29 protein-coding genes and 1 pseudogene are annotated in these 25,425 nt (G+C 34.8%); 24 read left to right on the top strand and 6 right to left on the bottom strand.

Translation table 11 applies throughout. The annotated features are described in order from the left end of the window. Window positions 1–98 precede the first annotated feature (98 nt). Complete coding sequence (locus ACYVEC_RS14610) at window positions 99–1,217, top strand: tripeptidase T (protein ID WP_063223022.1); 1,119 nt, start codon at window positions 99–101, stop codon at window positions 1,215–1,217. A 44-nt stretch (window positions 1,218–1,261) separates the two neighbouring features. Here the strand turns inward: ACYVEC_RS14610 and ACYVEC_RS14605 are convergent, their stop codons facing one another. Next, window positions 1,262–1,462, bottom strand: a complete 201-nt coding sequence (locus ACYVEC_RS14605) for a hypothetical protein (protein ID WP_063223023.1) — start codon at window positions 1,460–1,462, stop codon at window positions 1,262–1,264. 144 nt (window positions 1,463–1,606) lie between these two features. Here ACYVEC_RS14605 and ACYVEC_RS14600 point away from each other — a divergent pair, with 144 nt between their 5' ends. Continuing rightward, the gene (locus ACYVEC_RS14600; protein ID WP_063223024.1) at window positions 1,607–2,845 is read left to right on the top strand and encodes a DNA polymerase IV; all 1,239 of its coding nucleotides are present in this window, start codon (window positions 1,607–1,609) and stop codon (window positions 2,843–2,845) included. Window positions 2,846–3,074: 229 nt separating this feature from the next. On the opposite strand, the gene ACYVEC_RS14595 is transcribed toward ACYVEC_RS14600, so the two are convergent. After that, a complete protein-coding gene (locus ACYVEC_RS14595; protein WP_063223025.1) occupies window positions 3,075–3,326 on the bottom strand; it encodes a DUF3932 family protein in 252 nt (83 codons plus the stop codon). Window positions 3,327–3,515: 189 nt separating this feature from the next. Between ACYVEC_RS14595 and rnz the strand changes: the two genes are divergently transcribed. The 4 genes from rnz to sdaAA all read left to right on the top strand — a co-directional run bounded on the left by rnz (window position 3,516) and on the right by sdaAA (window position 6,739). Then, entirely contained in the window at window positions 3,516–4,439 is a 924-nt protein-coding gene (gene rnz, locus ACYVEC_RS14590; protein ID WP_029439868.1) for a ribonuclease Z, read from the top strand. Window positions 4,440–4,999: 560 nt separating this feature from the next. Further along, entirely contained in the window at window positions 5,000–5,137 is a 138-nt protein-coding gene (locus ACYVEC_RS14585) for a hypothetical protein (RefSeq protein ID WP_161940519.1), read from the top strand. Window positions 5,138–5,182: 45 nt separating this feature from the next. Further along, entirely contained in the window at window positions 5,183–5,842 is a 660-nt protein-coding gene (gene sdaAB / locus ACYVEC_RS14580; RefSeq protein WP_060632200.1) for an L-serine ammonia-lyase, iron-sulfur-dependent subunit beta, read from the top strand. An 18-nt stretch (window positions 5,843–5,860) separates the two neighbouring features. Then, the gene (gene sdaAA / locus ACYVEC_RS14575) at window positions 5,861–6,739 is read left to right on the top strand and encodes an L-serine ammonia-lyase, iron-sulfur-dependent, subunit alpha (protein WP_063223027.1); all 879 of its coding nucleotides are present in this window, start codon (window positions 5,861–5,863) and stop codon (window positions 6,737–6,739) included. A 52-nt stretch (window positions 6,740–6,791) separates the two neighbouring features. Here the strand turns inward: sdaAA and proI are convergent, their stop codons facing one another. After that, window positions 6,792–7,631 (bottom strand): pyrroline-5-carboxylate reductase ProI, encoded by an 840-nt coding sequence (proI, locus tag ACYVEC_RS14570; protein ID WP_242252169.1) that lies wholly within the window; start codon window positions 7,629–7,631, stop codon window positions 6,792–6,794. A 164-nt stretch (window positions 7,632–7,795) separates the two neighbouring features. On the opposite strand from proI, the gene ACYVEC_RS14565 reads away from it, so the two are divergent. Then, window positions 7,796–8,749, top strand: coding sequence for an MBL fold metallo-hydrolase (locus ACYVEC_RS14565; protein ID WP_275719472.1), 954 nt, complete (start codon window positions 7,796–7,798; stop codon window positions 8,747–8,749). Window positions 8,750–8,758: 9 nt separating this feature from the next. Further along, on the top strand, window positions 8,759–9,553 hold the full coding sequence (locus ACYVEC_RS14560; RefSeq protein ID WP_275719474.1) for an SDR family NAD(P)-dependent oxidoreductase: 795 nt from the start codon (window positions 8,759–8,761) through the stop codon (window positions 9,551–9,553). Between the two features lie 31 nt (window positions 9,554–9,584). Here the strand turns inward: ACYVEC_RS14560 and ACYVEC_RS14555 are convergent, their stop codons facing one another. Beyond that, a complete protein-coding gene (locus tag ACYVEC_RS14555; RefSeq protein ID WP_063223031.1) occupies window positions 9,585–9,770 on the bottom strand; it encodes a YqzH family protein in 186 nt (61 codons plus the stop codon). Window positions 9,771–9,993: 223 nt separating this feature from the next. Between ACYVEC_RS14555 and argC the strand changes: the two genes are divergently transcribed. From argC to ACYVEC_RS14480, 15 genes and pseudogenes are all read left to right on the top strand, one after another. Beyond that, on the top strand, window positions 9,994–11,031 hold the full coding sequence (argC, locus tag ACYVEC_RS14550) for an N-acetyl-gamma-glutamyl-phosphate reductase (protein WP_063223032.1): 1,038 nt from the start codon (window positions 9,994–9,996) through the stop codon (window positions 11,029–11,031). Window positions 11,032–11,041: 10 nt separating this feature from the next. Continuing rightward, window positions 11,042–12,265, top strand: a complete 1,224-nt coding sequence (argJ, locus tag ACYVEC_RS14545) for a bifunctional glutamate N-acetyltransferase/amino-acid acetyltransferase ArgJ (protein ID WP_063223033.1) — start codon at window positions 11,042–11,044, stop codon at window positions 12,263–12,265. An 11-nt stretch (window positions 12,266–12,276) separates the two neighbouring features. Further along, window positions 12,277–13,044, top strand: coding sequence for an acetylglutamate kinase (argB, locus tag ACYVEC_RS14540; protein WP_063223034.1), 768 nt, complete (start codon window positions 12,277–12,279; stop codon window positions 13,042–13,044). After that, a complete protein-coding gene (gene argD / locus ACYVEC_RS14535) occupies window positions 13,041–14,201 on the top strand; it encodes an acetylornithine transaminase (protein ID WP_063223035.1) in 1,161 nt (386 codons plus the stop codon). The genes argB and argD overlap by 4 nt, the downstream gene beginning before the upstream one ends. 12 nt (window positions 14,202–14,213) lie before the next feature. Then, window positions 14,214–15,164 (top strand): ornithine carbamoyltransferase, encoded by a 951-nt coding sequence (argF, locus tag ACYVEC_RS14530; protein ID WP_275719476.1) that lies wholly within the window; start codon window positions 14,214–14,216, stop codon window positions 15,162–15,164. Between the two features lie 340 nt (window positions 15,165–15,504). Then, window positions 15,505–15,600 (top strand): annotated as a pseudogene (locus ACYVEC_RS14525) (WXG100 family type VII secretion target); the annotation flags it as partial. A gap of 2 nt (window positions 15,601–15,602) precedes the next feature. After that, window positions 15,603–15,752, top strand: coding sequence for an EndoU domain-containing protein (locus ACYVEC_RS14520; protein ID WP_235613029.1), 150 nt, complete (start codon window positions 15,603–15,605; stop codon window positions 15,750–15,752). Between the two features lie 21 nt (window positions 15,753–15,773). After that, window positions 15,774–16,109: a hypothetical protein gene (locus ACYVEC_RS14515; protein WP_063223037.1), complete on the top strand. Its 336-nt coding sequence runs from the start codon at window positions 15,774–15,776 to the stop codon at window positions 16,107–16,109. Between the two features lie 543 nt (window positions 16,110–16,652). After that, entirely contained in the window at window positions 16,653–16,937 is a 285-nt protein-coding gene (locus ACYVEC_RS14510) for an EndoU domain-containing protein (protein WP_063223038.1), read from the top strand. Window positions 16,938–16,998: 61 nt separating this feature from the next. Next, entirely contained in the window at window positions 16,999–17,412 is a 414-nt protein-coding gene (locus ACYVEC_RS14505) for a hypothetical protein (RefSeq protein ID WP_063223039.1), read from the top strand. A gap of 176 nt (window positions 17,413–17,588) precedes the next feature. Continuing rightward, window positions 17,589–18,059: a hypothetical protein gene (locus ACYVEC_RS14500; RefSeq protein ID WP_275719477.1), complete on the top strand. Its 471-nt coding sequence runs from the start codon at window positions 17,589–17,591 to the stop codon at window positions 18,057–18,059. A gap of 273 nt (window positions 18,060–18,332) precedes the next feature. After that, window positions 18,333–18,794 (top strand): Imm30 family immunity protein, encoded by a 462-nt coding sequence (locus tag ACYVEC_RS14495; RefSeq protein ID WP_063223041.1) that lies wholly within the window; start codon window positions 18,333–18,335, stop codon window positions 18,792–18,794. A gap of 656 nt (window positions 18,795–19,450) precedes the next feature. After that, complete coding sequence (imm47, locus tag ACYVEC_RS14490) at window positions 19,451–20,263, top strand: Imm47 family immunity protein (RefSeq protein WP_063223042.1); 813 nt, start codon at window positions 19,451–19,453, stop codon at window positions 20,261–20,263. 304 nt (window positions 20,264–20,567) lie between these two features. Continuing rightward, a complete protein-coding gene (locus ACYVEC_RS14485; RefSeq protein ID WP_063223043.1) occupies window positions 20,568–21,128 on the top strand; it encodes a DUF2062 domain-containing protein in 561 nt (186 codons plus the stop codon). A gap of 58 nt (window positions 21,129–21,186) precedes the next feature. Beyond that, complete coding sequence (locus tag ACYVEC_RS14480) at window positions 21,187–21,393, top strand: hypothetical protein (protein WP_060632192.1); 207 nt, start codon at window positions 21,187–21,189, stop codon at window positions 21,391–21,393. A 24-nt stretch (window positions 21,394–21,417) separates the two neighbouring features. On the opposite strand, the gene ACYVEC_RS14475 is transcribed toward ACYVEC_RS14480, so the two are convergent. Further along, the gene (locus tag ACYVEC_RS14475) at window positions 21,418–21,864 is read right to left on the bottom strand and encodes a MarR family winged helix-turn-helix transcriptional regulator (protein WP_060632191.1); all 447 of its coding nucleotides are present in this window, start codon (window positions 21,862–21,864) and stop codon (window positions 21,418–21,420) included. 72 nt (window positions 21,865–21,936) lie between these two features. After that, window positions 21,937–22,716 carry a GDSL-type esterase/lipase family protein gene (locus tag ACYVEC_RS14470; protein WP_016086392.1) on the bottom strand — a complete coding sequence of 260 codons (780 nt, stop codon included), beginning with the start codon at window positions 22,714–22,716 and terminating at the stop codon, window positions 21,937–21,939. Between the two features lie 365 nt (window positions 22,717–23,081). Here ACYVEC_RS14470 and cpdB point away from each other — a divergent pair, with 365 nt between their 5' ends. Continuing rightward, on the top strand, window positions 23,082–25,421 hold the full coding sequence (cpdB, locus tag ACYVEC_RS14465) for a bifunctional 2',3'-cyclic-nucleotide 2'-phosphodiesterase/3'-nucleotidase (RefSeq protein WP_063223044.1): 2,340 nt from the start codon (window positions 23,082–23,084) through the stop codon (window positions 25,419–25,421). The last annotated feature ends 4 nt before the right edge of the window (window positions 25,422–25,425 follow it).

Raw genomic sequence — 25,425 nt, 5'->3', positions numbered from 1 at the left:
AACCGTCTGTTTTTTGTCTTGTATTTCGAAACTTTTGCGAAATTCTGTTATAATTAATAGTGTTACATACATAATGGTAGTGCAGGAGGCGCAGTCTTATGATTAATCAAGAACGTTTAGTAAATGAATTCATGGAATTAGTACAAGTAGATTCTGAAACGAAATTTGAAGCAGAAATTTGCAAAGTATTAACAAAGAAATTTACAGATTTAGGTGTAGAAGTATTTGAAGATGACACAATGGCTGTTACTGGGCATGGTGCAGGTAACTTAATTTGTACATTACCAGCAACAAAAGATGGTGTTGATACAATTTACTTTACTTCTCATATGGATACAGTAGTTCCTGGTAATGGAATTAAGCCTTCTATTAAAGATGGATATATCGTATCAGATGGTACTACGATTTTAGGTGCGGATGATAAAGCCGGATTAGCATCAATGTTCGAAGCAATCCGTGTTTTAAAAGAAAAAAATATCCCTCATGGTACAATTGAATTTATTATTACAGTTGGAGAAGAATCTGGTCTTGTTGGTGCAAAAGCATTAGATCGTGAGCGTATTACAGCGAAATACGGTTATGCATTAGATAGCGATGGAAAAGTTGGTGAAATCGTTGTTGCAGCTCCAACACAAGCGAAAGTGAATGCAATTATTCGCGGAAAAACAGCTCACGCTGGTGTAGCACCAGAAAAAGGTGTATCTGCAATTACTATCGCAGCGAAAGCAATTGCGAAGATGCCACTTGGTCGTATTGATTCTGAAACAACTGCAAATATTGGACGTTTTGAAGGTGGTACACAAACGAATATCGTTTGCGATCATGTACAAATCTTTGCAGAAGCGCGTTCTTTAATCAATGAAAAAATGGAAGTACAAGTTGCGAAAATGAAAGAAGCATTTGAAACAACTGCAAAAGAAATGGGCGGTCAAGCAGACGTTGAAGTAAACGTTATGTATCCAGGATTTAAATTTGCTGATGGAGATCACGTTGTAGAGGTTGCAAAACGTGCAGCTGAAACAATTGGTCGTACACCTTCTCTTCACCAAAGTGGTGGCGGAAGTGATGCAAATGTAATTGCAGGACACGGTATTCCAACAGTTAACTTAGCGGTTGGTTATGAAGAAATTCATACAACAAACGAAAAGATTCCTGTTGAAGAATTAGCGAAAACAGCAGAATTAGTTGTTGCAATTATTGAAGAAGTAGCGAAGTAATGTAATAGAAAAAGCGTGTAAATCAATTGTGATTTACACGCTTTTTATTTTGATTCGATTGCTTTTACAAGGCGGATAAGCCAATACAAGAAAATCCATGGCAGTATGTAAGTTGTTACTACATGGATTAGGCGAGGAAGGAAACCAGCTATGTTCATATCAAAAATAGGAAGAAGTAAATAATTGATTGCGACGATTAGTATAATTACGAGGAACGTATAGTTGAGTTTATCAGTAGATCTCATAGTAATCACTCCTAATTACAAATATATCCACTTTATTTAAATTATAGCAATAAACATGATAGAAAAGAACAAGTAATTATTATAATTATTGTGCAAAATTTGATATAATAAAAGAACGAACGTTCTGATTAGGGAGTGAGTACTATGCGAGAAATGTATCCGAAAAAGGGTCGTGTTATTTTACATGTAGATATGAATTGTTTTTTCGCATCTGTTGAAATTGCTCATGACTCATCATTACAAGGAAAGCCGTTAGCGGTTGCTGGAAATGAAAAAGAAAGAAAAGGAATTATCATAACATGTAGTTATGAGGCGAGAGAATATGGAATACGTACAACGATGCCTCTTTGGGAAGCGAAACGGTTATGCCCACAATTAGTTATAAGACGTCCTAATTTTACATTATATCGCGAAGCTTCATTTCAAATGTTTCAAATTCTTTCCCGTTTTACAGAAAAAATACAACCAGTCTCAATAGATGAAGGGTATTTAGATATTACAGATTGCTACGCACTTGGTTCACCTCTTGAAATAGCAAAGATGATTCAGCAAGCGTTATTAACAGAGTTACAGTTGCCGTGTAGCATCGGAATTGCTCCAAACCTTTTCCTAGCAAAAACAGCTTCTGATATGAAAAAGCCTCTCGGTATTACGGTGCTTCGAAAACGAGATATTCCAGAAATGATTTGGCCACTTCCAGTTGGAGCGATGCATGGAATTGGAGAAAAAACAGCTGAAAAATTAAATGCTATTCATATACAAACCATTGAGCAGTTAGCAAAGGGAAACGAACATATCATTCGCGCTAAAATTGGAAAGCACGGTGTTGATTTACAAAAGCGGGCAAAAGGTATGGATGATAGGGAAGTTGATCCGAGTCAAATGGGACAACATAAAAGCGTTGGTAACTCGATGACTTTTTCAAAGGATATGGATGAAGAGAAAGAATTACTTGATATGTTAGAACGGCTATCAAAATCAGTGAGTAAAAGGTTACAAAAGCGAACTCTTGTCAGCTATAATATTCAAATTATGATTAAATATCATGATAGGCGAACAGTAACGCGGAGTAAGCAATTGAAAAATGCCATTTGGGAAGAACGAGATATTTTTCAAGCAGCTTCTCGTTTATGGAAGCAACATTGGGATGGTGATTCCGTTCGTTTGCTAGGTGTTACAGCTACTGAAATAGAGTGGAAGACAGAATCGGTGAAACAATTAGATTTGTTTTCATTTGAAGAAGATGCGAAAGAAGAACCATTACTTGCTGTCATTGATCAAATTAATGATAAGTATGGAATGCCAATTTTACAACGAGGTAGTCAACTACTACGTAAGCAAGAAAAGTCTTTTCAGCAAAAATTAGAAAATAAGTTTATGTAGAAGGTGTCATGAAGCAGTACATATCATGACCCTTTTTATTATAAAGTTTTTATAGAAAACCAATTGTCTCTTTTGCACTACAAGCAAAAGAATTATTTAATAACTCAAGTGAAAAGATAATTTTAGATGAGTTTGATCAAAGTATGTATACAAATTTGGGACGGAATATGCCGATTTGCTATATAAGTATAAATAAAAAAGCACTGTAACCAGTGCTTTTTATGATAGATTAAGAGATTGTATGATTTTCAAAAATAACAATTTCTGAACTGTTTGTTGTTGAAACACGTTGTGCATAATATGTGAAAGCTGAAGAAATATATGTTGGTAACGAATCATTTGTATGTGTTGTTGTATATTCATGGATTAACTCTTTCAAAGTCGTCCATTCTAATTGTGCTGGGTGATCAGACACGAAAGAACTTACCCAGCGATCAAATGAAGATGAAAAATCAGTTTGTAAACGAAATGCTTCTTTCATAATAAAACGCTCCCTTAAAATGTAGTATAATCATTTTAGCATAAAACACGAACGATTGCTAAGTTTTTCGAGTATAACGTTCGTGATATATAGTCGTCTAGATGATTGGTTATGTAAAATCGATTTGCCATTTGAAATAACATTCCGTAAGATGGAAGGTAGATTATATAAAGAGCTGGAGGAAAGAAAGTGGAATTTGTATTTTTAGGAACTGGTGCAGGTGTTCCTTCGAAAGGAAGGAACGTTTCGGCAATTGCTTTGCAATTGTTAGAAGAACGAGGACAGACTTGGTTATTTGATTGTGGCGAGGCGACGCAACATCAAATATTACATACGTCAGTACGTCCACGCCGCATTGAAAAAATATTTATTACGCATTTACATGGTGATCATATTTTTGGATTGCCTGGTTTATTAGGAAGCCGTTCGTTTCAAGGAGGGACTACACCTTTAACAGTGTATGGACCAAAAGGAATTAAACAATTTATTGAAGTGGCATTATCAGTAAGTACGACACATGTAAAATACCCACTTGAAATTGTTGAGATAACAGAAGAAGGTACTGTGTTTGAAGATAATGAATTTCACGTGGAAACGAAAAGGTTGTCACATGGTATTGAATGTTTTGGGTATCGTATTATAGAGAAAGATATACAAGGTGCTCTTTTAGTCGATAAATTGCTGGAGATGGGCGTGAAACCAGGTCCACTCTTTAAACGTTTAAAAGATGGAGAAGTAGTTGAATTAGAAAATGGTACGATACTAAATGGAAAAGATTTTATCGGTCCGCCTCAAAAGGGAAGAATTATTACCATTTTAGGTGATACGAGATATTGTGAAGCGAGTAGAGAGCTGGCACAAGACGCTGACGTACTTGTTCATGAAGCAACTTTTGCGGCAGAAGATGAACAACAAGCGTATGATTATTTTCATTCTACATCTAAGCAAGCTGCAAGTATTGCACTTCAGGCAAATGCAAAACGATTAATATTGACTCATATTAGTTCTCGTTATCAAGGAGATACATATAAGGAATTATTGAAAGAGGCAAGAGAGCTATTTTCTAATACAGAAATAGCTACAGATTTGAAATCATTTCCAGTGGAAAGATAATAATGTTATGAAAAAATGGTGACGAAAGGTTGCCATTTTTTTATTTCTAAAAAAAATTTAAAATAAAGCTGTTATCATTTTATGCTTATATTGGATGAAACAGAAAGTTTTAATGATGTGAAGATATAGGATGAAACTACATAGTATCGATTATTTAGAAAAACTGTTATATAAGTCAGACGACATACGAGTGATACAAATAGCAAAAACGGATTTTTATTCAGAACTTTTAAAATTCAATAAAAGTAAGCGTTTTATTAAAAACAAGCTATAATGAGGACAGATTATAATTTACTGTAGGCTACATGTGTTTGATTCATTTATCATAACAAGTGAAGTTGAATAAATCGTGAGAGAGCAACATGGAAATTATAATAGGAAGGATATTACTATTATTTGTATTAAGTCTTTTTCACTTTTTAGCTTTAAGGCATCAAAAGGTATGAAATCAATGGGTGTTTCACTTGTTTGTGCTATGCTTGTAAGGGGTTCTGTGTTAAACTTTGGATTGCTACAAGACTTTACCGTAGATTATCTTATATTATTTTTAAATGAAGGTAATGCTAAGTTTCTTATTTAATATTATAACTGGTATTATTTCAGGATATATTGCTTCACTGTTATTCAAAAACAATCCAATTCGTACAGCGGAACAAATTCGTAATACAACTGGAAAAGCAACCGATTTGGTAGCTTAATAGAATAGTAAAAATTTTTTTCATAGAGGTTTAGGGGGAGTTATGATGAAGTATCGCTCAGTATTTGATATTATTGGTCCAGTTATGATTGGTCCATCAAGTTCACATACAGCAGGGGCAGCAAGAATGGGGCAAGTTGCTCGCCAGCTGTTTCGTCATGAACCAGAAAGAGTAAGCATTTCATTATATGGATCATTTGCAAAGACGTATCGAGGGCATGGTACGGATGTAGCGTTAATTGGTGGAATATTAGGATTTGAAACAGATGACTTACGTATTCCAGAAGCGCTAGATATAGCAAAAGAGCGCGAAATTGAAGTGGAATTCATTGAAGAGGATGCAAATGCACCTCACCCAAATACAGCGAGAATTCGTTTGTATAAAGGTGAAGAAGAAATTGAAGTTGTAGCTTGCTCAATTGGTGGCGGTAAAATTGAAGTTGTAGAATTAAACGGATTCGATCTTCAATTATCAGGCACGAGTCCAGCACTACTTATTGTAAATAACGATCGCTTCGGTGCTATTGCAGCAGTAGCTTCAATCCTTGCGAAACATGAGATTAACATTAGTACAATGAGTGTTTCTCGTAAAGAAAAAGGAAGAAGAGCGCTGATGGTTATCGAAACAGATGAATTATTAGCAAATGAAGTGATTGAAGAAATAAAAGCGCAACAAAATATTTGTCAAGTAACTATTATGGAATAATTGCAGGGGGGACACACCATGTTTCGGAACGCAGCGGAACTAGTGGCGCAAGCTAAAGAACAAAATGTAAAAATCGCAGAAATTATGATTCAATGTGAAATGGAAACAAGAAGTATTTCACGTGAAGAAGTAATTGCGGGTATGGAAAAGAATTTAGTCGTGATGGAGCAAGCAGTAGAACGTGGTATTCGCGGTGTGAAATCACCAACTGGTTTAACTGGCGGAGATGCTGTAAAAGTTCAGGCGTATATGGAGAGCGGAAAAGGCTTATCTGGAGATACGATTTTGGATGCAGTGAGTAAAGCTGTTGCAACAAATGAAGTAAACGCAGCGATGGGAATTATTTGTGCAACACCAACGGCAGGGTCTGCTGGAACAGTGCCAGGTGTACTATTTGCACTAAGAGAAAAATTGCAGCCTACACGTGAAGAAATGATTGAATTTTTATTTACAGCAGGAGCTTTTGGTATGGTTGTTGCGAATAACGCTTGTATTTCTGGTGCGGCAGGAGGATGCCAAGCTGAAGTTGGTTCAGCAAGTGGAATGGCAGCTGCAGCTGCAGTTGAGATGGCTGGTGGAACACAAGATCAAGCAGCTACAGCGATGGCAATTTCATTAAAGAACATGCTTGGTTTAGTATGCGATCCTGTTGCAGGACTTGTAGAAGTACCTTGTGTAAAACGTAATGCAGCAGGAGCTGCAAATGCGATGATTTCAGCTGATTTAGCATTAGCTGGTGTAACGAGTACAATTCCATGTGATGAAGTAATTGAGGCAATGTTTAGAATCGGACAAACAATGCCAGTAGCACTTCGTGAAACAGCTGAAGGTGGACTTGCAGCAACACCGACTGGTCGCCGTCTGCAAGAAGAGATTTTTGGAAAGACTAATAACTAAAAAATATATGTTTATAAAAAAATGGAGCTCAAGTAAGATTGAGCTCCATTTCTTATTTTTCTTTTGTTAGTTGTTCTAATGTTTCCCCGAGATTATGTGATCGTTGTGTAGCCTGTGTAATACAAGAAATAAGGGCTTGTTGAAATTGATGTTCTTGTAATACTTCAATGCCAGCTTCGGTCGTTCCACCAGGAGAAGTAATTTCCTTTCGCAAAATAGAAGGGTGTTTTTCACTTGCTTTTAGCATTTCAGCAGCACCAATCATCGTCTGAAGAATAAGTGACTTTGCAACATCTTCTTTTAAACCGATTTTTTTTGCGGCTTCTTCCATCGCCTCTACTACGTAATAAATATAAGCAGGGCCACTTCCGGATAATGCAGTGACAGCATGCATATCTTCTTCCTCTACAACAGAGACGAGACCAATCGTTTCAAATAAAGCTGTTGCAGTCTGAATATGTTCCGCTTTTGCATGTTTTGAAGGCGAGATAGCAGTAGCTGATTTTAAAATAGCAGCAGATGTATTTGGCATGGCGCGAATAATCGGAACATCTTTTTGAAGTAGGTTTCTAATCGAGTGAGTAGAAACACCTGCTAATAACGAAATAATAAGCAGGTTATTATGTATATATTCTTTAAAAGGGATAAGCGCTTCTGCAACATCCTTTGGTTTCATCGCTAGAAAAAGAATATTTGTATCAGTAAGTAGTTCTTTTTTATTATGTGTACCTTTGACACCGTATTTTTTATGTAGCTCCTGTAACCTTGTCTCGTTAGAACGATTACTTACGGTAATTTGTTCGGCTTTCACAACATTTGCATGTAACAAGCCACCAATAATAGCTTCAGCAATAGAGCCTGCACCGAGAAAGGAAATGTTTTGAATAGACATGATGTTCCTCCTTTAAATTTGGTAGAAATTCTTATAAATGTACATACATTCGTTTTTAAATAGGAAACACCTCTTTTTATCTGAAAATAATGACAAATATATATAGAAGTTGTAAACTGAAGAAGTATTCATTTTTGAACCGGAAAGAGACAGGGGGGCTAAGCATGACGGCGATTCACCGAATGGAGATTCCTGTGCCATTTGCAGTTGAAACTGTGAATGTGTTTTTAGTTGAGGGGGAGACATTAACATTAATTGATACAGGGACGAATACAGAAGAGGCAAGAAATGCGTTAGAAAGTCAGTTAGGTGCATTAGGATATACGATAGAAGATATTGAAACAGTAGTCATTACGCATCATCATGCGGATCATTGTGGGCTTTTAAATATATTTTCTGAGAAAACAAGCATTATTGGACACCCTTGGAATGAGCCTTGGATTACGCAAAATCCAGAATTTTTAAAGCGGTATCATGAGTTTTTTAGAGAGACAGCTTTGCAATTTGGTGTTCCAGCAGCATTTTTGAAAGACGAGGCGTTATTAACGACAAGAACACTTAAATATTCTTGTAATAGATCGTTAACGCATACTGTGAGAGAGGGAGATCGTATTGATTCCTTACCTGGGTTTACAGTAATCGAAACACCAGGTCATGCTTCCACTCATATTTCATTATATAGAGAATCTGATGGAATATTAATTGGCGGTGATGCTCTCATTAGTAATATTTCTTCGAATCCAATATTAGAACCACCATATGAAGGACAAACAGAAAGGGCACGCCCGTTATTACAATATAATCAAACGTTAAAGCGTTTAAGTGAAATGAATATTTCACGCATTTTATCAGGACATGGAGCAGATGTCCTAAATGTGAAACAACTTATTGAAACGAGATTACAAAAGCAAGAAACACGTGCGTTTAAAGTGCTTGAGTTATTAAAGGAAAAACCAATGACAGCATTTGAAGTATGTGTAAAACTATTTCCGGTATTATATAAAGAGCAATTACCACTTACTATTTCAGAAACGGTTGGACAATTAGACTTTTTAGCATATAATCAACAAGTGATGATTGATGAATCTTCGCAACAATTGATTTATTATGCAAAGTAGGTGACAGCAATGACGGGACGTTTACAAAATAAAGTAATCGTCATTACAGGTGCTTCTAGTGGAATTGGAGAGCAAGTTGCAATGCAAGTTGCAGAGCAAGGGGCGACTCCAGTATTAATGGCTAGAACAGAAGAGAAATTAAAAGTGTTAGCAGAAAAAATTAAAGAAACTTATAATACGCCTTGCCATTATTATGTATTAGATGTAAGTGAAGAGACGGAGGTACAATCTGTTTTTTCAAAGGTATTACAAGAAGTGGGACGTATTGATATATTAGTAAACAATGCGGGATTTGGTATTTTTAAAACGTTTGAAGATGCGTCAATGGATGAAGTGAAAGATATGTTCCAAGTAAATGTATTTGGATTAGTAGCTTGTACGAAAGCGGTACTACCTTATATGGTAAACAGAAACGAAGGACATATTATTAATATTGCTTCACTTGCTGGGAAAATTGCGACTCCAAAATCAAGCGCATATGCAGCGACGAAACATGCCGTATTAGGGTTTACGAATAGTTTACGCATGGAGTTGTCTAGTACGAACGTTTTTGTAACAGCGATTAATCCAGGTCCGATAGATACGAAGTTTTTTGAAATAGCTGATCAATCCGGTACATATGTGAAAAATATGGGACGATACATGTTAAAGCCAACTTATGTAGCAGAACAAATTGTAAAATCAATGAAAACGAAAAAGCGTGAAGTAAACTTACCGAAGTGGATGGGCATGGGGCCGAAACTTTATGCTCTATTCCCAGGTTTATTTGAGCGTGTTGCAGGCAAATCATTAAGCAAAAAATAGGAGATTTCCATATGGAAATCTCCTATTTTTTTTATTTTCCAGTCACATAATCGTAAACAATATCCTCAACTGCTTCGTATACATCAATTTCAGTATTTGAATGAATTATCGTTTGAATCTGTTTAATTAGCATCTCCTGATCCTCATTTGACATAGGATTACATTGGTATTGTTGAAAACTTTTTATAATCATTTTCTCAATTAATTTTTCATTCATGTTTTCCCCGCCTGTATGTACGTATGTATTGTTTTATTGTACTTGAAGTGAAATGAAAAAACTACTATACATTATTTGTGTATAAAAATTCGGGTGTGTATATTATTTTTCTAGTAAAATTAAAGTTTTTTAAGTTTAAAAAATTATAAATATTTAATTGACTCTATAAATATACAATATTATAATCATACTTAATTTAAAGAATCGATATGAGGAGGAGCGTATGAAAGTCGCGATTATTGGAGCAACTGGGTATGGAGGTATTGAATTAATTCGGTTATTAGAGCAACATCCATATTTTTCGATAGCATCTCTCCATTCTTTTTCACAAGTTGGCGAGTGCATAACAAATGTATATCCGCATCTTCGAAATATTCTTGTTCATACGTTACAAGAAATTGATGCGGAGGAAATAGAGAAGGAAGCAGACATTGTATTTTTAGCAACCCCAGCAGGAGTATCGGCAGAGTTAACTCCCAAATTATTAGCAGTAGGTTTAAAAGTAATTGACCTATCTGGAGACTTTCGTATGAAAGATCCTTCGACATATGAACAGTGGTATAAAAGGGCAGCTGCAAAAGAAGAAGTTCTTAGTGAAGCTGTATATGGGTTAAGTGAATGGAAAAGGTCCGAGATTCAAAATGCAAATTTAATTGCAAACCCAGGATGTTTTGCTACAGCTGCATTATTAGCGATATTGCCGTTAGTACGTAGCGGCATGATTGAAGAAGATTCAATTATTATTGATGCAAAATCAGGAGTATCTGGAGCAGGCAAAACACCAACAACGATGACGCACTTTCCTGAGTTATACGATAACTTGCGTATTTATAAAGTAAATGAGCATCAACACGTTCCTGAGATTGAGCAAATGCTTGCAGAGTGGGATAGGGAAACGAAGCCAATCACGTTTAGTACACATTTAATACCGATATCACGAGGGATTATGGTTACACTGTATGCGAAAGTAAAACGAGAAATGGAAATAGAACAACTTCAAAAGTTATATGAAGAAACGTATGAACAATCGGCTTTTATTCGAATTCGCACGCAAGGAGAGTTTCCGAGTCCGAAAGAAGTGAGGGGCTCAAATTATTGTGATATGGGGATAGCTTACGATGAAAGAACAGGAAGAGTGACAGTCGTTTCTGTTATAGACAATATGATGAAAGGCGCGGCTGGGCAAGCGATTCAAAATGCAAATATAGTAGCGGGACTAGAAGAAACTACAGGTTTACAATATATGCCGCTTTATCTATAAGGGGGACATGATGATTAAAGTAGCGTCTATTACAAAAGTAGAAAATGGTTCGATTGTAACTCCGAAAGGTTTCTCGGCCATTGGTACTGCAATTGGTCTGAAAAAGGAGAAAAAGGATTTAGGGGCAATCGTTTGTGATGTACCGGCACCATGTGCTGCTGTTTATACAACAAATCAAATACAAGCAGCCCCCTTGCAAGTAACAAAAGATAGTATAGCGGCTGAGGAGAAATTACAAGCTATTATCGTCAATAGTGGAAATGCAAATGCTTGTACAGGAATGAAAGGATTACAAGATGCTTACGAGATGCGAGTATTAGGAGCGGAACATTTTGGATTGAAAGAAAATTATGTTGCAGTAGCTTCGACAGGTGTAATTGGTGTTCCTTTACCGATGGATATAATTCGAAAGGGAGTTGCAACTCTTATACCGACGAAGGAAGAAAGTGAAGCGCGTTCTTTTTCTGAAGCGATTTTAACGACGGATCTTATAACGAAAGAAACTTGCTATGAAATGATTATTGATGGGAAAAAAGTGACGATTGCTGGTGTTGCTAAGGGCTCAGGGATGATTCATCCGAATATGGCAACGATGCTGAGCTTTATTACGACAGACGCTCATATAGAGCATGACGTATTGCAAACAGCATTATCGCAAATAACGAATCATACATTTAATCAAATTACGGTGGATGGAGATACTTCTACGAATGATATGGTCATCGTTATGGCAAGTGGATTATCAGAAACGAAACCAATTCATATGGAACATCCGGATTGGGAAACTTTCGTATTTGCTTTACAGAAGGTATGTGAAGATTTAGCCAAAAAAATTGCACAAGATGGTGAAGGTGCTACGAAGTTAATAGAAGTAAATGTGCTAGGAGCGAAAGCGAGTGAAGAGGCAAAGAAAATTGCAAAGCAAATAGTCGGTTCAAGTCTTGTGAAAACAGCAATACACGGTGAAGATCCAAATTGGGGGCGAATTATTAGCGGCATTGGACAAAGTGAAGTAGTGATTAATCCAAATACAATTGATATTACTCTTCAATCTATCGTTGTGCTAAAAAATAGTGAACCTCAAATGTTTTCTGAAGAGGAAATGAAAAAGAGATTACAAGAACATGAAATTATGATTGATGTGTATTTACATTTAGGAGAAGAAGCAGGATCAGCTTGGGGCTGTGACTTAAGCTATGAATATGTGAAAATAAACGCTTGTTATCGTACATAAGGAGAGGGAAGATGAGCGATTATATTGTAGTGAAATGCGGCGGTAGTATGTTGGAGCAATTAAATGATGTGTTTTTTGATTGTATAAAGAAATTGCAGCAGAAGTATAAGGTAGTGATTGTCCATGGTGGTGGTCCAGAAATTGATACCAACTTAAAAAATTGTAATATCAAAGTAGAAAAAAGAGATGGATTACGAGTGACACCAAAAGAAGTTATGGATATTGTTCAAATGGTGCTATGCGGGAGTACGAATAAAAAGTTTGTAATGAATTTGCAAAGGCATAATTTACTTGCGGTAGGTTGTTCAGGGTGTGACGGCAAATTACTTCAAGTTCAACCTGTCAGCGAGGAGATAGGATATGTGGGAGAAGTAAGCTATGTAGAAACAGCCTTACTAAAAGGATTAATAAATATGAATTATATTCCTGTTATCGCTCCAATCGGGATCCATGATAATGAGATTTATAACATAAATGCGGATACCGCTGCAGCTGGGATTGCGGCCGCACTATCCGCAAAAGAACTCATTTTTATTACGGATGTAGATGGGATATTACATGAAGGGAAATTGGTAAAGAAAACAGATGAGTCTGAAATTGCAACTCTTATAGAAAAAGGAGTTATTACAGGCGGAATGATTCCGAAAGTACAGGCGGCACTAGCTTCATTAAAAATGGGAGTGCACAAGATAAGTATCGTAAATGGTACAAAAGATTTTACTAAAGATACAGGAGAATGTATCGGAACGACGGTAACGAGAGGAGTGAGTATCGTATGACAACTCATCTTTTTCAAACATATGGGAGAAGAACTGTTGAGTTTGTAAAGGGAAAGGGAACGAAAGTTATTGATAATAACAGTAAACAATACTTAGATTTTACGTCAGGAATTGGCGTATGTAATTTGGGACATAGTCACCCTACAGTTATGAAAGCTGTACAAGAACAACTTGATGATATATGGCATATATCTAACCTATTTACAAACAGTTTACAAGAAGAAGTCGCGTCATTATTAACAGAAAATATAGCATTAGATTATGTGTTTTTCTGTAATAGCGGAGCAGAGGCGAATGAAGCAGCTTTGAAGCTAGCTCGTAAGCATACTGGAAAATCTCTCGTCGTAACATGTCTGCAATCTTTTCACGGTAGAACATTCGGAACGATGAGTGCGACGGGGCAAAATAAAGTGAAAGAAGGATTTGGTCCACTCCTTCCGTCTTTTTTACATATCCCCTTTAACGATATAAAAGCATTAGAGGAAGTAATGAATGAAGAAATTGCGGCGGTAATGGTAGAAGTTGTTCAAGGAGAGGGAGGAGTCATACCTGCTGATCTATCTTTTTTGCAAGCGATTGAAGCATTATGTAATAAGTTCGGTTCCTTATTTATTATAGATGAAGTACAAACAGGGATCGGAAGAACAGGTACATTATTTGCTTACGAACAAATGGGAATAAAACCTGATATCGTTACCGTCGCAAAGGCACTTGGAAACGGGATTCCTGTCGGAGCGATGATTGGCCGGAAAGAACTTGGAACATCGTTTACTGCAGGATCACACGGTTCAACGTTTGGTGGAAATTATATTGCGATGGCTGCAGCGAAAGAAGTATTGCAAGTAAGCAAAAGACCATCGTTTTTAAAAGAAGTACAAGAAAAGGGCGAGTATGTATTACAGAAGTTGCAAGAGGAATTACAACATGTCGAATGTATTCAAAATATACGTGGTAAGGGGCTTATGATTGGAATTGAATGTACGCATGAAGTTACAAGTTTTATAGAACAACTAGAAAAAGAGGGACTTCTCGTATTACAAGCAGGGCCTAATGTTATAAGGCTATTACCGCCACTTATTGTAACGAATGAAGAGTTAGAACAGGCAGTATATATGATAAAAAAAGTAGTTTGTACAAAAAACGTATCGATCATATAAGGGGGAAATTTCATGTCAACTGTACAAGTACCGAAATTAAATACGAAAGATCTTTTAACACTAGAAGAATTAACGCAAGAAGAAATTATTTCTTTAATTGAGTTCGCTATATATTTAAAAAAGAATAAGCAGGAGCCTTTATTACAAGGCAAAATATTAGGGCTTATCTTTGATAAACATTCAACTCGTACTCGTGTATCTTTTGAAGCGGGAATGGTACAGCTCGGGGGACATGGTATGTTTTTAAGTGGGAAAGAGATGCAAATGGGAAGAGGAGAAACCGTTTCAGATACTGCGAAAGTATTATCGCAGTATATTGACGGGATCATGATACGTACATTCTCACATGCGGATGTAGAAGAGCTTGCAAAAGAATCGAGCATACCTGTAATTAACGGTTTAACGGATGATCATCATCCTTGTCAAGCATTGGCAGACCTAATGACAATATATGAAGAAACAAATACATTTAAAGGAATAAAATTGGCTTACATAGGTGACGGAAATAATGTATGTCATTCATTGTTGTTAGCGAGTGCGAAAGTCGGAATGCATATGACTGTTGCAACGCCTGTAGGGTATGAACCGAATGAAGAGATTGTAAAAAAAGCGTTAGCGATTGCCAAGGAAACAGGAGCTGAAATTGAAATTTTGCATAACCCTGAATTAGCGGTGAATGAAGCAGATTTCATTTATACTGACGTTTGGATGAGCATGGGGCAAGAGGGCGAAGAAGAGAAATATACTTTATTTCAACCATATCAAATCAATAACAAACTTGTTAAGCATGCGAAGCAAACATATCGTTTCTTACACTGCTTACCTGCCCATCGTGAAGAAGAAGTAACAGGCGAGATTATAGATGGACCACAGTCTATTGTCTTTGAGCAAGCTGGTAATCGATTGCATGCGCAAAAAGCCTTATTAGTAAGTTTATTTAAAAATGTAGAAGAGCCTTCCTAAATAATGTACATCTCCAGTTGTTAGACACGAATAACAATTGGAGGTGTATTTTTTTATGTCTAAACTCTTACTAGAAGAAAAGGTAAATGAAAAAAGGTATTCCCTTCAGTATAAAATGAAAGTGCTTAATTATATGGATAGACAAGGGACATCTAATAGAGAAACAGTTGGTTAATTTTTTGTCTAACTTTTTGGGTCCAGTTCACTAAGAAGGTTCTTTCCTTTACTTCACATACACATAGGCTTTATTTGCTGTTAAGCAGTTTTTATGTTATATAAAGATTTTTAGATTTCCTGAAATTTCTATATTTACATTTTTTCCTTTTATCTCATAATTTTAATTGGGAGAGGGAGGAAAAAAATGGTTCAAATTGAAGTAACACCTGAAATGCTAGAAGAAGTTGCGAATCGTGCAAGTAATACCCGAATCGCGTTGATGTGTTAAAAGGTATTGATGAAGCCTATCAAAATAAAATACAGGTAGGTTCATACAAGTATAAAGGCGTAACATCATCAGGAATTAAAATAGAAATGTACTTGAATACAGATGGTTCAATAGCTACGGCATATCCATTATATAAAAAATAATATAGAAGGTGATTAAGGTATATGAGATATTCATATGAATTTAAGGAAGACCCATTTGGTGATTTAGGGATAGTTTTGCCAGAAGAAATAAGTATTTTCTCGGATTTTATTCAAGATATTTCAACAGAAGAAGAAGTGGATGAGTACATAGGATACATTAAGAAAGTTTTAGAAGGGGGATATGAAGACTTTGAAATTACATTGAATACTACGAGTGTAAAAATCAAGAAGGATGTGACAATAGCTGAACATCATTATCGGATTGATGAACCTTCTGAAAATAAAATTGAAACGGAGGAGTTTATAGAGCTGTTGTTAATATGGAGAGAGAAGATTACAGAAATATTCAAAGGTTGAATAGGGAGTAACATAGTTGTACATGCGTTATTAAGTAGTTAGTTGTTACTGAGATGCTTACAGTTTTGGCTATGACTTATTTTATACACAAATAAGCACATGCACAGGTAATTAAAAAGCATATGTAAAGTGGATAGAAAAAATAATAGGCTGTTTGAAAATATATACTCCATGATGGTTGTACCATCATGAAGTACTGTGTGCAATGATAGAATAGAAAACAAGGTACGGGCTTAGGTGAGAGGGGCAATTCCAAAAGGAAAATGCTCTTTTTTTATCTAGATGTGTAGAAAGTATGTAGTTTTTTTATGAAGATTTATGTTTGAGAACAGGTGGAATATCATAATTAAAGTAAATAGTTTTACAATAGGTTTATCAAATCAGAAGAAAAACCTAATAAAATTAGAAAAGTAGTATAGTTAAAGATACGAGAAAAATAGGTTTTTATTTAAAGAAGGATTACAAAGAAATCAATCTTTTTTATAAAAGAATAATTCGATTAAATACTATAAAAGCATGTTTTGATTAATCTTTTTTCAAAACATGCTCTTTTCTTTCGTTCTTTTATCACGGTTAATAGCATTAAATGGTACGAAAGGTATCAACTATACGACTCAATTCCCTGATGGGAAATTGGCTAAAATAAAAAATAGTACAATATTTCCAGATAGTTGGAGTGATACAAAGTTTTTAGGTAGTATAATTGATATAGGTAACTCTTTCCCGTTAAGTATTAGAGGAAGGGATGGAGCAACTTTTCATAGGGAAAGTATTGACGGCCTAGAAATTGATGTCATAAAAATAGGTGACAATGTGGTTAGTGGATAGCCAACAGGTCAAATTAATGCACTATTATCAGGTGGAGTTATCAAATAGAGGAGGGACATAAATGTATGAAAAAGTAGATGCAGTATTATCTGGAAATAGCTCAGATAATTACTTCTATGATGATGAATTTATGTATGTACAAAAATTGATAAGTGAATTTACTGAAAATGATTGGGATAAATTGCTTCAACAATTAAAGAATAGAGATGACAAATATAAAATTAGATTAGTATATTGTATAGATGAAGATACTGGGATGAATGGATTCAATTTATTACTAGATTTACTGAATGTGAATGATGAAATAGCTGAATATGTAATAGATTCTTTGCGTTCTTTTAACAATGAAGAATATAAAAAAATAATCGCTTCCAACAAGCGAATAATGGATAAAGCAGAGAGTCTACTGAAAAGATCGAGTCTGCCAGTTAAGAGAATTTTAGAAGCATTTTTACAACAAAATACACAGTCTTAGTATGTATATCTTTAGAAACAGAATTGTTTAAACTAAATATAAAGGAACTCTATTATTCGATTGGCGTCAAATAATAGAGGAGTGACTAGTAAGAATCAACTGCCTCCATTAGTCGGTGGTTGGTAGAGTATGGCCAAAATTCCAAACTTATTAAGTAAGAGAGGATAACGAATTAAATGATTAAGCCTTTATATGCAGAAAATATTATAGTGGGTGTAAAATATAAAAATAAGTTCAATTGGTATATAACTGAACCGGATTTATGGTATTTAGATTATGATCAAGCTGGGTACGCTCCTAGTGAATATCCAGAAGAAAGAAAAGGCATTCGTATTTTAAACGAGACTACAATATCTGATTTTTTAGAAAGAATAGAAGAATATGAAAGGTTTACAGAAGATATTAGATTAGAATTTTTAAGGGAACTAAGAACTAATAGAGAAGAAGTCTATTATGATTATAACCCATGTTTTTTGATAGATTTTGATCGTTTAATTTTTTATTCTAATTATCCGGAATCAATATCTTTTGAAGAATATATTCCGAATAACTGGGAAGGTTATTTACAGCGATTTGATGAACAAGTACTCTATGAGTATAGATACTGGGAAGGTAAGAATAAAAGCCATTTAGTTCGAGAGGATTAAGTTATGCAAGAAAATAAATGAACTACGCTAAAAGAAACATTTTAAAATGAAGAAACTGGTGGGAGACATCGTGAAATGTATATGGTCTATCAAGAGAAAATCAAAGGAGTATTTAAACTTTAGCTCATAATAGTTTGGATGCTCGAAGAATTTATATAAAAGATGGTTTATATACTGGAGAGATAAGAGAAGGTTTACGAGGAGTTATAAAAAGAAACAAAGAGCTGTATCAGCATTTATTTGATAAATAAAACATGGAAAGGACGATCATCTTTGGATATAAAGAGCCATTTAAAAAGGTTATACGATAATCGTTTATTAGAAAGTGAGAATGAGATACGAGATTTTAATGAGTCATTAATGGAAGTAATAGCGTATAACGACGTCTCTGTTATTACAGATTTATGTTTAGTTCTGGATGATGAGACTGAGCAATTTGAGGTTATGTTTGATTTGATTCATGGAATAGAGAGCTTGTATAAAAATAATATAGAAGAAGGACTTGTATGTATTGCTAAAGCTTTTCTGAAGATGATTAACGCAGCTAAAGAATGGGTAGAAATTTTACATTATAGAATTCTTAATCACCCTCAAGTAAGATTAGCATATGGAAAAGTTCTTTCGGGATTTGATCCATCAATTACGATTAGTATTAAAGAATTATTGATTGATATAAAAAATGAAGACCCTGATATGTTTAGTGAATCTGTTAATGAGGTAATTAAGAGCATCTAATGTTTAAAGTTGAAAGGACATATAAGTAAATAAGGTCAAGCTAACAGAAAAGAATTTATTATTGGAGTGGAAAGAATAAGCTACTAAAAAATACATACCTCATGATGGTTGTACCATCATGGAGTACAATGTGCAATGATAGAATAGAAAAAGAAGTACGGGTTTAGGCGAAATGATATTTTACGTGGCGATGAATATAAACCATGGAATGTATATTAAATTAACGAACTCGTAAGTTTTAACGTAGTAGTTGTCACGACATATAAAGGCTGTCAAACTGTTACTACAAAACTTAAAAATAGATGAACTTAAAGCGCTGGGTTGTAGACTAAAGGCAACGAGTGCTTTTTTGGTTTTAGCGTAGAAATAAGTTGATACACGTATAATTTTATAAGTGTATGAAGTGTTGCATTTTATAGACTGTAATTTATGGCAATGTTCAAGGTAGCGATAGTAAAGAGCTAATTTTAGTTGATAATGATGGTGTAATTTCTTTAAATAGTAAATTGAGGGGGAGAATAGCCTAAATGTATCTACTGGAAAAGGTCACTCTACATATTTCAAAAATAAAAGATAAGACTCATAAATATTGTGGGATTTGAAGTAATATAAGTATATAGATAAATTGATTAAAGAAAGTGGGAAGAGCTAATTTAATGAAAGTAGGTGCATTTATGGGAGAAACAAGAAATTTAATGAATAGTAAATGGTTTGGAGAAAAAACGACGTTAGCTCAATCGGAAATTAAAGAAAAAATTTTAAAATCTGTAACAGAAACGGAAGTTTTATTTAACTTAATAGAATTATTTAAAACAGGGGATTTTACGCAAAAACCACTATTCGTTCAATTAATGAATCAGACTAAAGATGAAGCGGTTCTGAATTTATGTATTAGAGTATTTTTATCTGTCGCAACACATGAAGACTTAAGGGATTCAAATAATCTCCGTTTTCTTAGTGAGGTAACTGAAGAAACAGTAGACACTTTTGCATCAGCAGCCACAACCTCACTTTCTCTTGAGGTAATTCCATATTTATTGGCTTTACTTGAAGAGTGGGAGGAATTCAGTGATACAGCTACTATTATAAGAGACTCTATTGATTCTTTTATTAATTTTGAAGAGCAAATTGGTGAAGATGCAACTATTGATGAAATTGGAAGTTTTTGTTTTATATATTGTCAGGAAAAGGATACAGATAGATATTATTTCCAACAGAATTTAGCTTTTCCAGGAGACTTATCTAAAAAAATGATTCAGCGTGTTATGATTGCTGCAAATAATAACGAACCATTAAAAATGGAATTAATACCATCTTTATTATCAATTTGGACTGGTGAAAGAGTGCCTGCGGGTTACACCACTATTATTAGTGCAAGCAATTATAAAGATTTTATTGACTATATAAATGAACTTTCAAGTGAAAACTGGGAAAAGGGACAAAAATATTTTTATGGATATAAGCTTTGACTATAGTATATGACCTTAAAGTACTTACTTGCCCACAAAAGGAAACAAGTGCTTTTTTCGTCTTGACATAAAAACAAATGACATGGGACAAACATTAGGAGAATAAATAAGAAACAAGCCGCCCAACTAAAGTGCACCTCAAATTGTTAGACACAAATAACAATTTGAGGTGCACTTTTTTATATTGAAATGTCATATGTATATTTAGTTAACCATTTTGATATCATCTATAATAAAAGAGAAATTGAAATTTGTTTTTCGGAGTGTGTAAGGGCATACTAGGTATAAAAATATAGTTAAAGAGATGATGAGAGTGAAAACAACTAAGAAAACATATTCGTTTTTTCAGCGGATGTGGAGAATATTAAAGTTTCAATATTATAAGTTACTTCGATCGCCAGAAGGAGCAAAGAAAGTATCGCTAGGTTTTGCTATAGGATTTGGTTTAGAAATGTTAGTCATTTATACGGCATCGCTCGTATATGTAATATTTTATCCGATTGTTCGATTAGCAAGGGGATCTTTTCCTGCTGCGGTTATTGGCAATATTATTGGGAAGATTTCGTTTCTTCCAGTAGTTTTATTCCCACTTGCTTATGCATTAGGGAAAATGATTTATCCATTTCATGTACAGAAAATACATCATGAACCATTTACAATATCTGATTTGTTTTCGAGTCATATTTTTACGATATTGAAGGGGTTATTACAGAGTGAAGTGTATGTATTAATTGGAATGACCCTTTTAGGAGTTGTATTTGGTGTAGTTTCATATTTCGTTGTGCATTATTTATATGAAAAGAACCGTAAGTTACGCCTGAAGAATAGAAAGAAACGAGTGAGAGAACCACTCATGCAAATATAAAGAGTGTCACATTCATTTTCTCCTTTGAATATGTTTAAGAAAAAGGGGGAGAGAATGAATGTATTATTATTACGTACCGCAAGTATATCCATATGTAAATTATCATCCGGTTTATGATATGAATAGACAATACGAATTATATCGACAACAACAATTACAGCAATTACCACAAATACCATCACAACAACCTACGCAAGATCAAAAACCATATTTAACGACATGGCCGTATTCAAATGTATACTATGGTAATTATTACGAATCATAAAGCTGCTTCTATTTAGAAGCAGCTTTATGCGTTTGTTTTCAAAATTAAATTTTGAATGGTTTGAAGAGAATGGATGAGCTTCTCACGCTCTTCCTCAGATAATGTTTGGAAATTTTCTTTTAATTTGTCTAAAATGAATTGTTGATACTGATTTACTAACAATTTCCCTTCACTTGTTAGGGAAATTAAAATGACCCGTCGATCTTTTTCGCTATAATGACGCTCTATTAGTTCTTCTTGAATCAGTTTGTTTAATAGAGGTGTCATGTTAGGCCTTGAAATCGCTAGCCGCTTGCCGATTTCGGAAACTGCTAATGTGCCATTCTCATGCAGAAGCAGTAATACTTGTGTATGTGATGGCGGCATATGTCTTTGAGAAGAAAATTCTCCAGGAAGCATAAATTTGCGATAAAAAAGAGGCACTAGCGAAAGAAGATGATCAACAATACGTTCCCACTCGCGTGATTCCATATAAAGGCCCCCTTCCACTCTCATTGTAACAAAAAAGACATGTTATAAAAATAGAATTGTTTCATGGAAACTTTAATATTTGTAGGCTAACACTTTTTTTGTAAATGAATCGGCAATAATCGTATAGCCTTTATCATTTGGGTGTACTTGGTCAAAGAGTAATTCTTTTTTATCATTCGATATTAATTTACGAATTGGTAAAACGATAGATGGTTGATTTGCTTTTGAAATGGAATAAACGGATTCATTCCAGCCATCTAAAAACATATCTGCATAACTTGCGATAGAGTCATCGAGTTGTAACGGGTTATAGAGTTCGGAAAGAATGAGTAAAGCATCCGGATTTTGATCTCGAACTGTCTTTACAATATTTTTTACATCCGCTTCAAAATGAGCTTTTTCTTTATTTAACATTTTAATACCATCTATAACACCGACATCACGATTTAAGCGAAATAAATTATTTCCCCCAATATTAATCGTAATTATATTTGCTGCTCTAATTTTTTGCTTTACATCTTCTGATTGAACCTTTTTAGCGAGACGATCTGTTGTAAGACCGTTTATCCCAAGGTTTTCTACAGTAATTGGTTTATGAATTTGTGCTTCTATTTGTCTAGAGGCTAATTCAGCAAATCCCCCTTGTGTCGATCCATATCCTTTGGCGAGCGAATCACCTAGTACGAGATGATAAAAGGAATCGTTTGTTTGCTTATCAATCCAACTTGGAGTAGATGTTTTTTCTGTTTTTTCTTCGGGTTCATTTTGTTTTGTCTCATCGTTCTTTTCAAAATAAGAATAAGAAATGATTAGAAGGAGGAGACAAACAATTGTTAAGATGACTTTTTTCATAATTCATCCTCCTTGTAATTGGTAATTGTATCATATTCAGCAGTATTAGCAATGTAAGGGCATATTATATGTTTATGAAAAGTTTACAATAACTTTACAGAAAATTTGTAGAAGTATGTCAAAAAATATTGACGATATGAAAGGACATTATATATGATAATGTCAGATAAGGTAAAATTCTACATAGTGGGAGCTTTATCTCCCGTTAATTGCTAGTCTCCATCAATTGATCGTTTAAGGAGACTACTCGTTAGCGCAGGATGAAATGAAAATCGTGTATCTACTAGAAGAAAAAAGGTATGTGGTTAGAGACTAATAGAAATTCATTTCATTATTCTTTGGTAATTGTATAAGGGGGATTTTTTGTGAAAAAGTCAAAAAAAATGCTAGCTGGAGCAACTCTTGCTATTGGCGTAATAGCGCCGCAAGTATTGCCAACAACAGCTCATGCGGATGAGAAAGCTGGGGAGAGTACAGTTAACTTACGAATTCTAGAAACATCAGATATTCACGTTAACTTAATGAATTACGATTATTATCAAACGAAAACAGATAATAAAGTAGGTCTCGTGCAAACGGCAACACTTGTTAATAAAGCACGTGAAGAAGCGAAGAACTCTGTCCTATTTGATGATGGGGATGCATTACAAGGGACACCGCTTGGAGATTATGTAGCGAATAAAATAAACGATCCGAAAAATCCTGTGGATCCTAGTTATACACATCCATTATATCGTTTAATGAATTTAATGAAGTATGACGTCATCTCTCTTGGGAATCATGAATTTAACTACGGTTTAGATTATTTAAACAAAGTAATTAGTAAAACAGAGTTCCCGGTTATTAACTCGAACGTCTATAAAGATGATAAAGATAATAATGAAGAGAACGACCAAAATTACTTTAAACCATATCATGTTTTTGAAAAAGAAGTAGAAGATGAATTAGGTCAAAAACAAAAGGTGAAAATTGGCGTAATGGGATTTGTTCCACCTCAAGTTATGAACTGGGATAAAGCAAATTTAGAAGGAAAAGTTAAAGCGAAAGATATAGTTGAAACAGCGAAGAAAATGGTGCCAAAAATGAAGGCAGAAGGTGCAGATGTTATCGTTGCACTAGCGCATTCCGGCGTTGATAAGAGTGGATACAACGTTGGCATGGAAAACGCGTCGTATTATTTAACAGAAGTTCCTGGTGTAGATGCAGTATTAATGGGACATTCACATACTGAAATGAAAGATGTATTTAATGGTGTTCCAGTTGTAATGCCTGGTGTCTTTGGAAGTAACTTAGGTATTATTGATATGCAATTGAAAAAGGTAAACGGAAAATGGGAAGTACAAAAAGAGCAATCGAAGCCGCAACTTCGTCCAATTGCTGATAGTAAAGGAAACCCACTAGTAAAATCCGATGAAAAATTAGTTAATGAAATTAAAGATGATCATCAAGCGACAATTGATTATGTGAATACAGCTGTAGGAAAAACGACAGCGCCAATTAATAGTTATTTCTCATTAGTACAAGATGATCCTTCTGTACAACTTGTGACAAATGCACAAAAATGGTATGTAGAAAAGTTATTTGCTGAAAATGGACAGTATAGCAAATATAAAGGAATTCCAGTTTTATCTGCAGGTGCACCATTTAAAGCAGGTGGACGAAACGGTGCTACATATTATACGGATATTCCAGCTGGAACGTTAGCAATTAAAAACGTTGCAGATTTATATGTATATCCAAATACGTTATATGCTGTAAAAGTAAATGGGGCACAAGTGAAAGAATGGCTTGAAATGTCTGCAGGTCAGTTTAATCAAATAGATCCAAAGAAAACAGAAGAACAGCCGTTAGTAAATATAGGCTATCCTACATATAACTTCGATATTTTAGATGGCTTAAAATACGAAATTGATGTAACACAACCGGCGAAATACGATAAGGATGGAAAAGTTGTAAATGCAAATACGAATCGTATTATAAATATGACATATGAAGGTAAACCAGTAGCTGACAATCAAGAGTTTATCGTCGCTACAAATAACTATCGTGGAAGTAGCCAAACGTTCCCAGGTGTAAGTAAAGGGGAAGTTGTATATCAATCACAAGATGAAACACGTCAAATCATTGTGAAGTATATGCAAGAAACACCAGTTATTGACCCAGCAGCAGATAAAAATTGGACGTTTAAACCAATTGTTGCAGATAAATTAAATACAACATTTGATTCTTCACCAAATGCACAAAAGTATATAAAGAAAGATGGGAAAATATCGTACGTTGGACCATCTGAAAATGAATTTGCTAAATATGCAATTGATATAACGAAGAAGAATGATGATAAGGAAACTGGTGGAGAGAATCCAACAACACCGCCAACAGGTGAAGGAAACAATGGAGAGAATCCAACAACACCGCCAACAGGTGAAGGAAATAATGGAGGAAATCCAACGACACCGCCAACAGGTGAAGGAAATAATGGAGGAAATCCAACGACACCACCAACAGATGAAGGTAAAAATACAGGATCTGGACAAACTACAACTGACAATCAAAACGCAAAAGAAACAACAACTGTGAGTGAAAATAAAGAAGAACGTGATTTACCGAAAACAGGTACAAGTGTTGTTTCTACAATTGGAGCAGGTTTGGCATTTGTTGGAGCGGGATTACTTCTGTTATTTAGAAGAAAAAAAGCAAATAGATAGTCGA

It is taken from the genome of Bacillus sp. MN7755, assembly GCF_054771475.1.
The sequence above is the reverse complement of the archived record's forward strand: the minus strand, read 5'-3'. Positions and strand labels throughout refer to the sequence as shown.

Bases quoted from the DNA above. Each gene is read 5' to 3' on its own strand.
- ACYVEC_RS14610 (WP_063223022.1), top strand. From the start codon at position 99: ATGATTAATCAAGAACGTTTAGTAAATGAATTCATGGAATTAGTACAA.
- ACYVEC_RS14605 (WP_063223023.1), bottom strand. From the start codon at position 1,462: ATGAGATCTACTGATAAACTCAACTATACGTTCCTCGTAATTATACTA.
- ACYVEC_RS14600 (WP_063223024.1), top strand. From the start codon at position 1,607: ATGCGAGAAATGTATCCGAAAAAGGGTCGTGTTATTTTACATGTAGAT.
- ACYVEC_RS14595 (WP_063223025.1), bottom strand. From the start codon at position 3,326: ATGAAAGAAGCATTTCGTTTACAAACTGATTTTTCATCTTCATTTGAT.
- ACYVEC_RS14585 (WP_161940519.1), top strand. From the start codon at position 5,000: ATGCTAAGTTTCTTATTTAATATTATAACTGGTATTATTTCAGGATAT.
- sdaAB (WP_060632200.1), top strand. From the start codon at position 5,183: ATGAAGTATCGCTCAGTATTTGATATTATTGGTCCAGTTATGATTGGT.
- sdaAA (WP_063223027.1), top strand. From the start codon at position 5,861: ATGTTTCGGAACGCAGCGGAACTAGTGGCGCAAGCTAAAGAACAAAAT.
- proI (WP_242252169.1), bottom strand. From the start codon at position 7,631: ATGTCTATTCAAAACATTTCCTTTCTCGGTGCAGGCTCTATTGCTGAA.
- ACYVEC_RS14565 (WP_275719472.1), top strand. From the start codon at position 7,796: ATGACGGCGATTCACCGAATGGAGATTCCTGTGCCATTTGCAGTTGAA.
- ACYVEC_RS14560 (WP_275719474.1), top strand. From the start codon at position 8,759: ATGACGGGACGTTTACAAAATAAAGTAATCGTCATTACAGGTGCTTCT.
- ACYVEC_RS14555 (WP_063223031.1), bottom strand. From the start codon at position 9,770: ATGAATGAAAAATTAATTGAGAAAATGATTATAAAAAGTTTTCAACAA.
- argC (WP_063223032.1), top strand. From the start codon at position 9,994: ATGAAAGTCGCGATTATTGGAGCAACTGGGTATGGAGGTATTGAATTA.
- argJ (WP_063223033.1), top strand. From the start codon at position 11,042: ATGATTAAAGTAGCGTCTATTACAAAAGTAGAAAATGGTTCGATTGTA.
- argB (WP_063223034.1), top strand. From the start codon at position 12,277: ATGAGCGATTATATTGTAGTGAAATGCGGCGGTAGTATGTTGGAGCAA.
- argD (WP_063223035.1), top strand. From the start codon at position 13,041: ATGACAACTCATCTTTTTCAAACATATGGGAGAAGAACTGTTGAGTTT.
- argF (WP_275719476.1), top strand. From the start codon at position 14,214: ATGTCAACTGTACAAGTACCGAAATTAAATACGAAAGATCTTTTAACA.
- ACYVEC_RS14515 (WP_063223037.1), top strand. From the start codon at position 15,774: ATGAGATATTCATATGAATTTAAGGAAGACCCATTTGGTGATTTAGGG.
- ACYVEC_RS14510 (WP_063223038.1), top strand. From the start codon at position 16,653: ATGCTCTTTTCTTTCGTTCTTTTATCACGGTTAATAGCATTAAATGGT.
- ACYVEC_RS14505 (WP_063223039.1), top strand. From the start codon at position 16,999: ATGTATGAAAAAGTAGATGCAGTATTATCTGGAAATAGCTCAGATAAT.
- ACYVEC_RS14500 (WP_275719477.1), top strand. From the start codon at position 17,589: ATGATTAAGCCTTTATATGCAGAAAATATTATAGTGGGTGTAAAATAT.
- imm47 (WP_063223042.1), top strand. From the start codon at position 19,451: ATGAAAGTAGGTGCATTTATGGGAGAAACAAGAAATTTAATGAATAGT.
- ACYVEC_RS14485 (WP_063223043.1), top strand. From the start codon at position 20,568: ATGATGAGAGTGAAAACAACTAAGAAAACATATTCGTTTTTTCAGCGG.
- ACYVEC_RS14480 (WP_060632192.1), top strand. From the start codon at position 21,187: ATGTATTATTATTACGTACCGCAAGTATATCCATATGTAAATTATCAT.
- ACYVEC_RS14475 (WP_060632191.1), bottom strand. From the start codon at position 21,864: ATGGAATCACGCGAGTGGGAACGTATTGTTGATCATCTTCTTTCGCTA.
- ACYVEC_RS14470 (WP_016086392.1), bottom strand. From the start codon at position 22,716: ATGAAAAAAGTCATCTTAACAATTGTTTGTCTCCTCCTTCTAATCATT.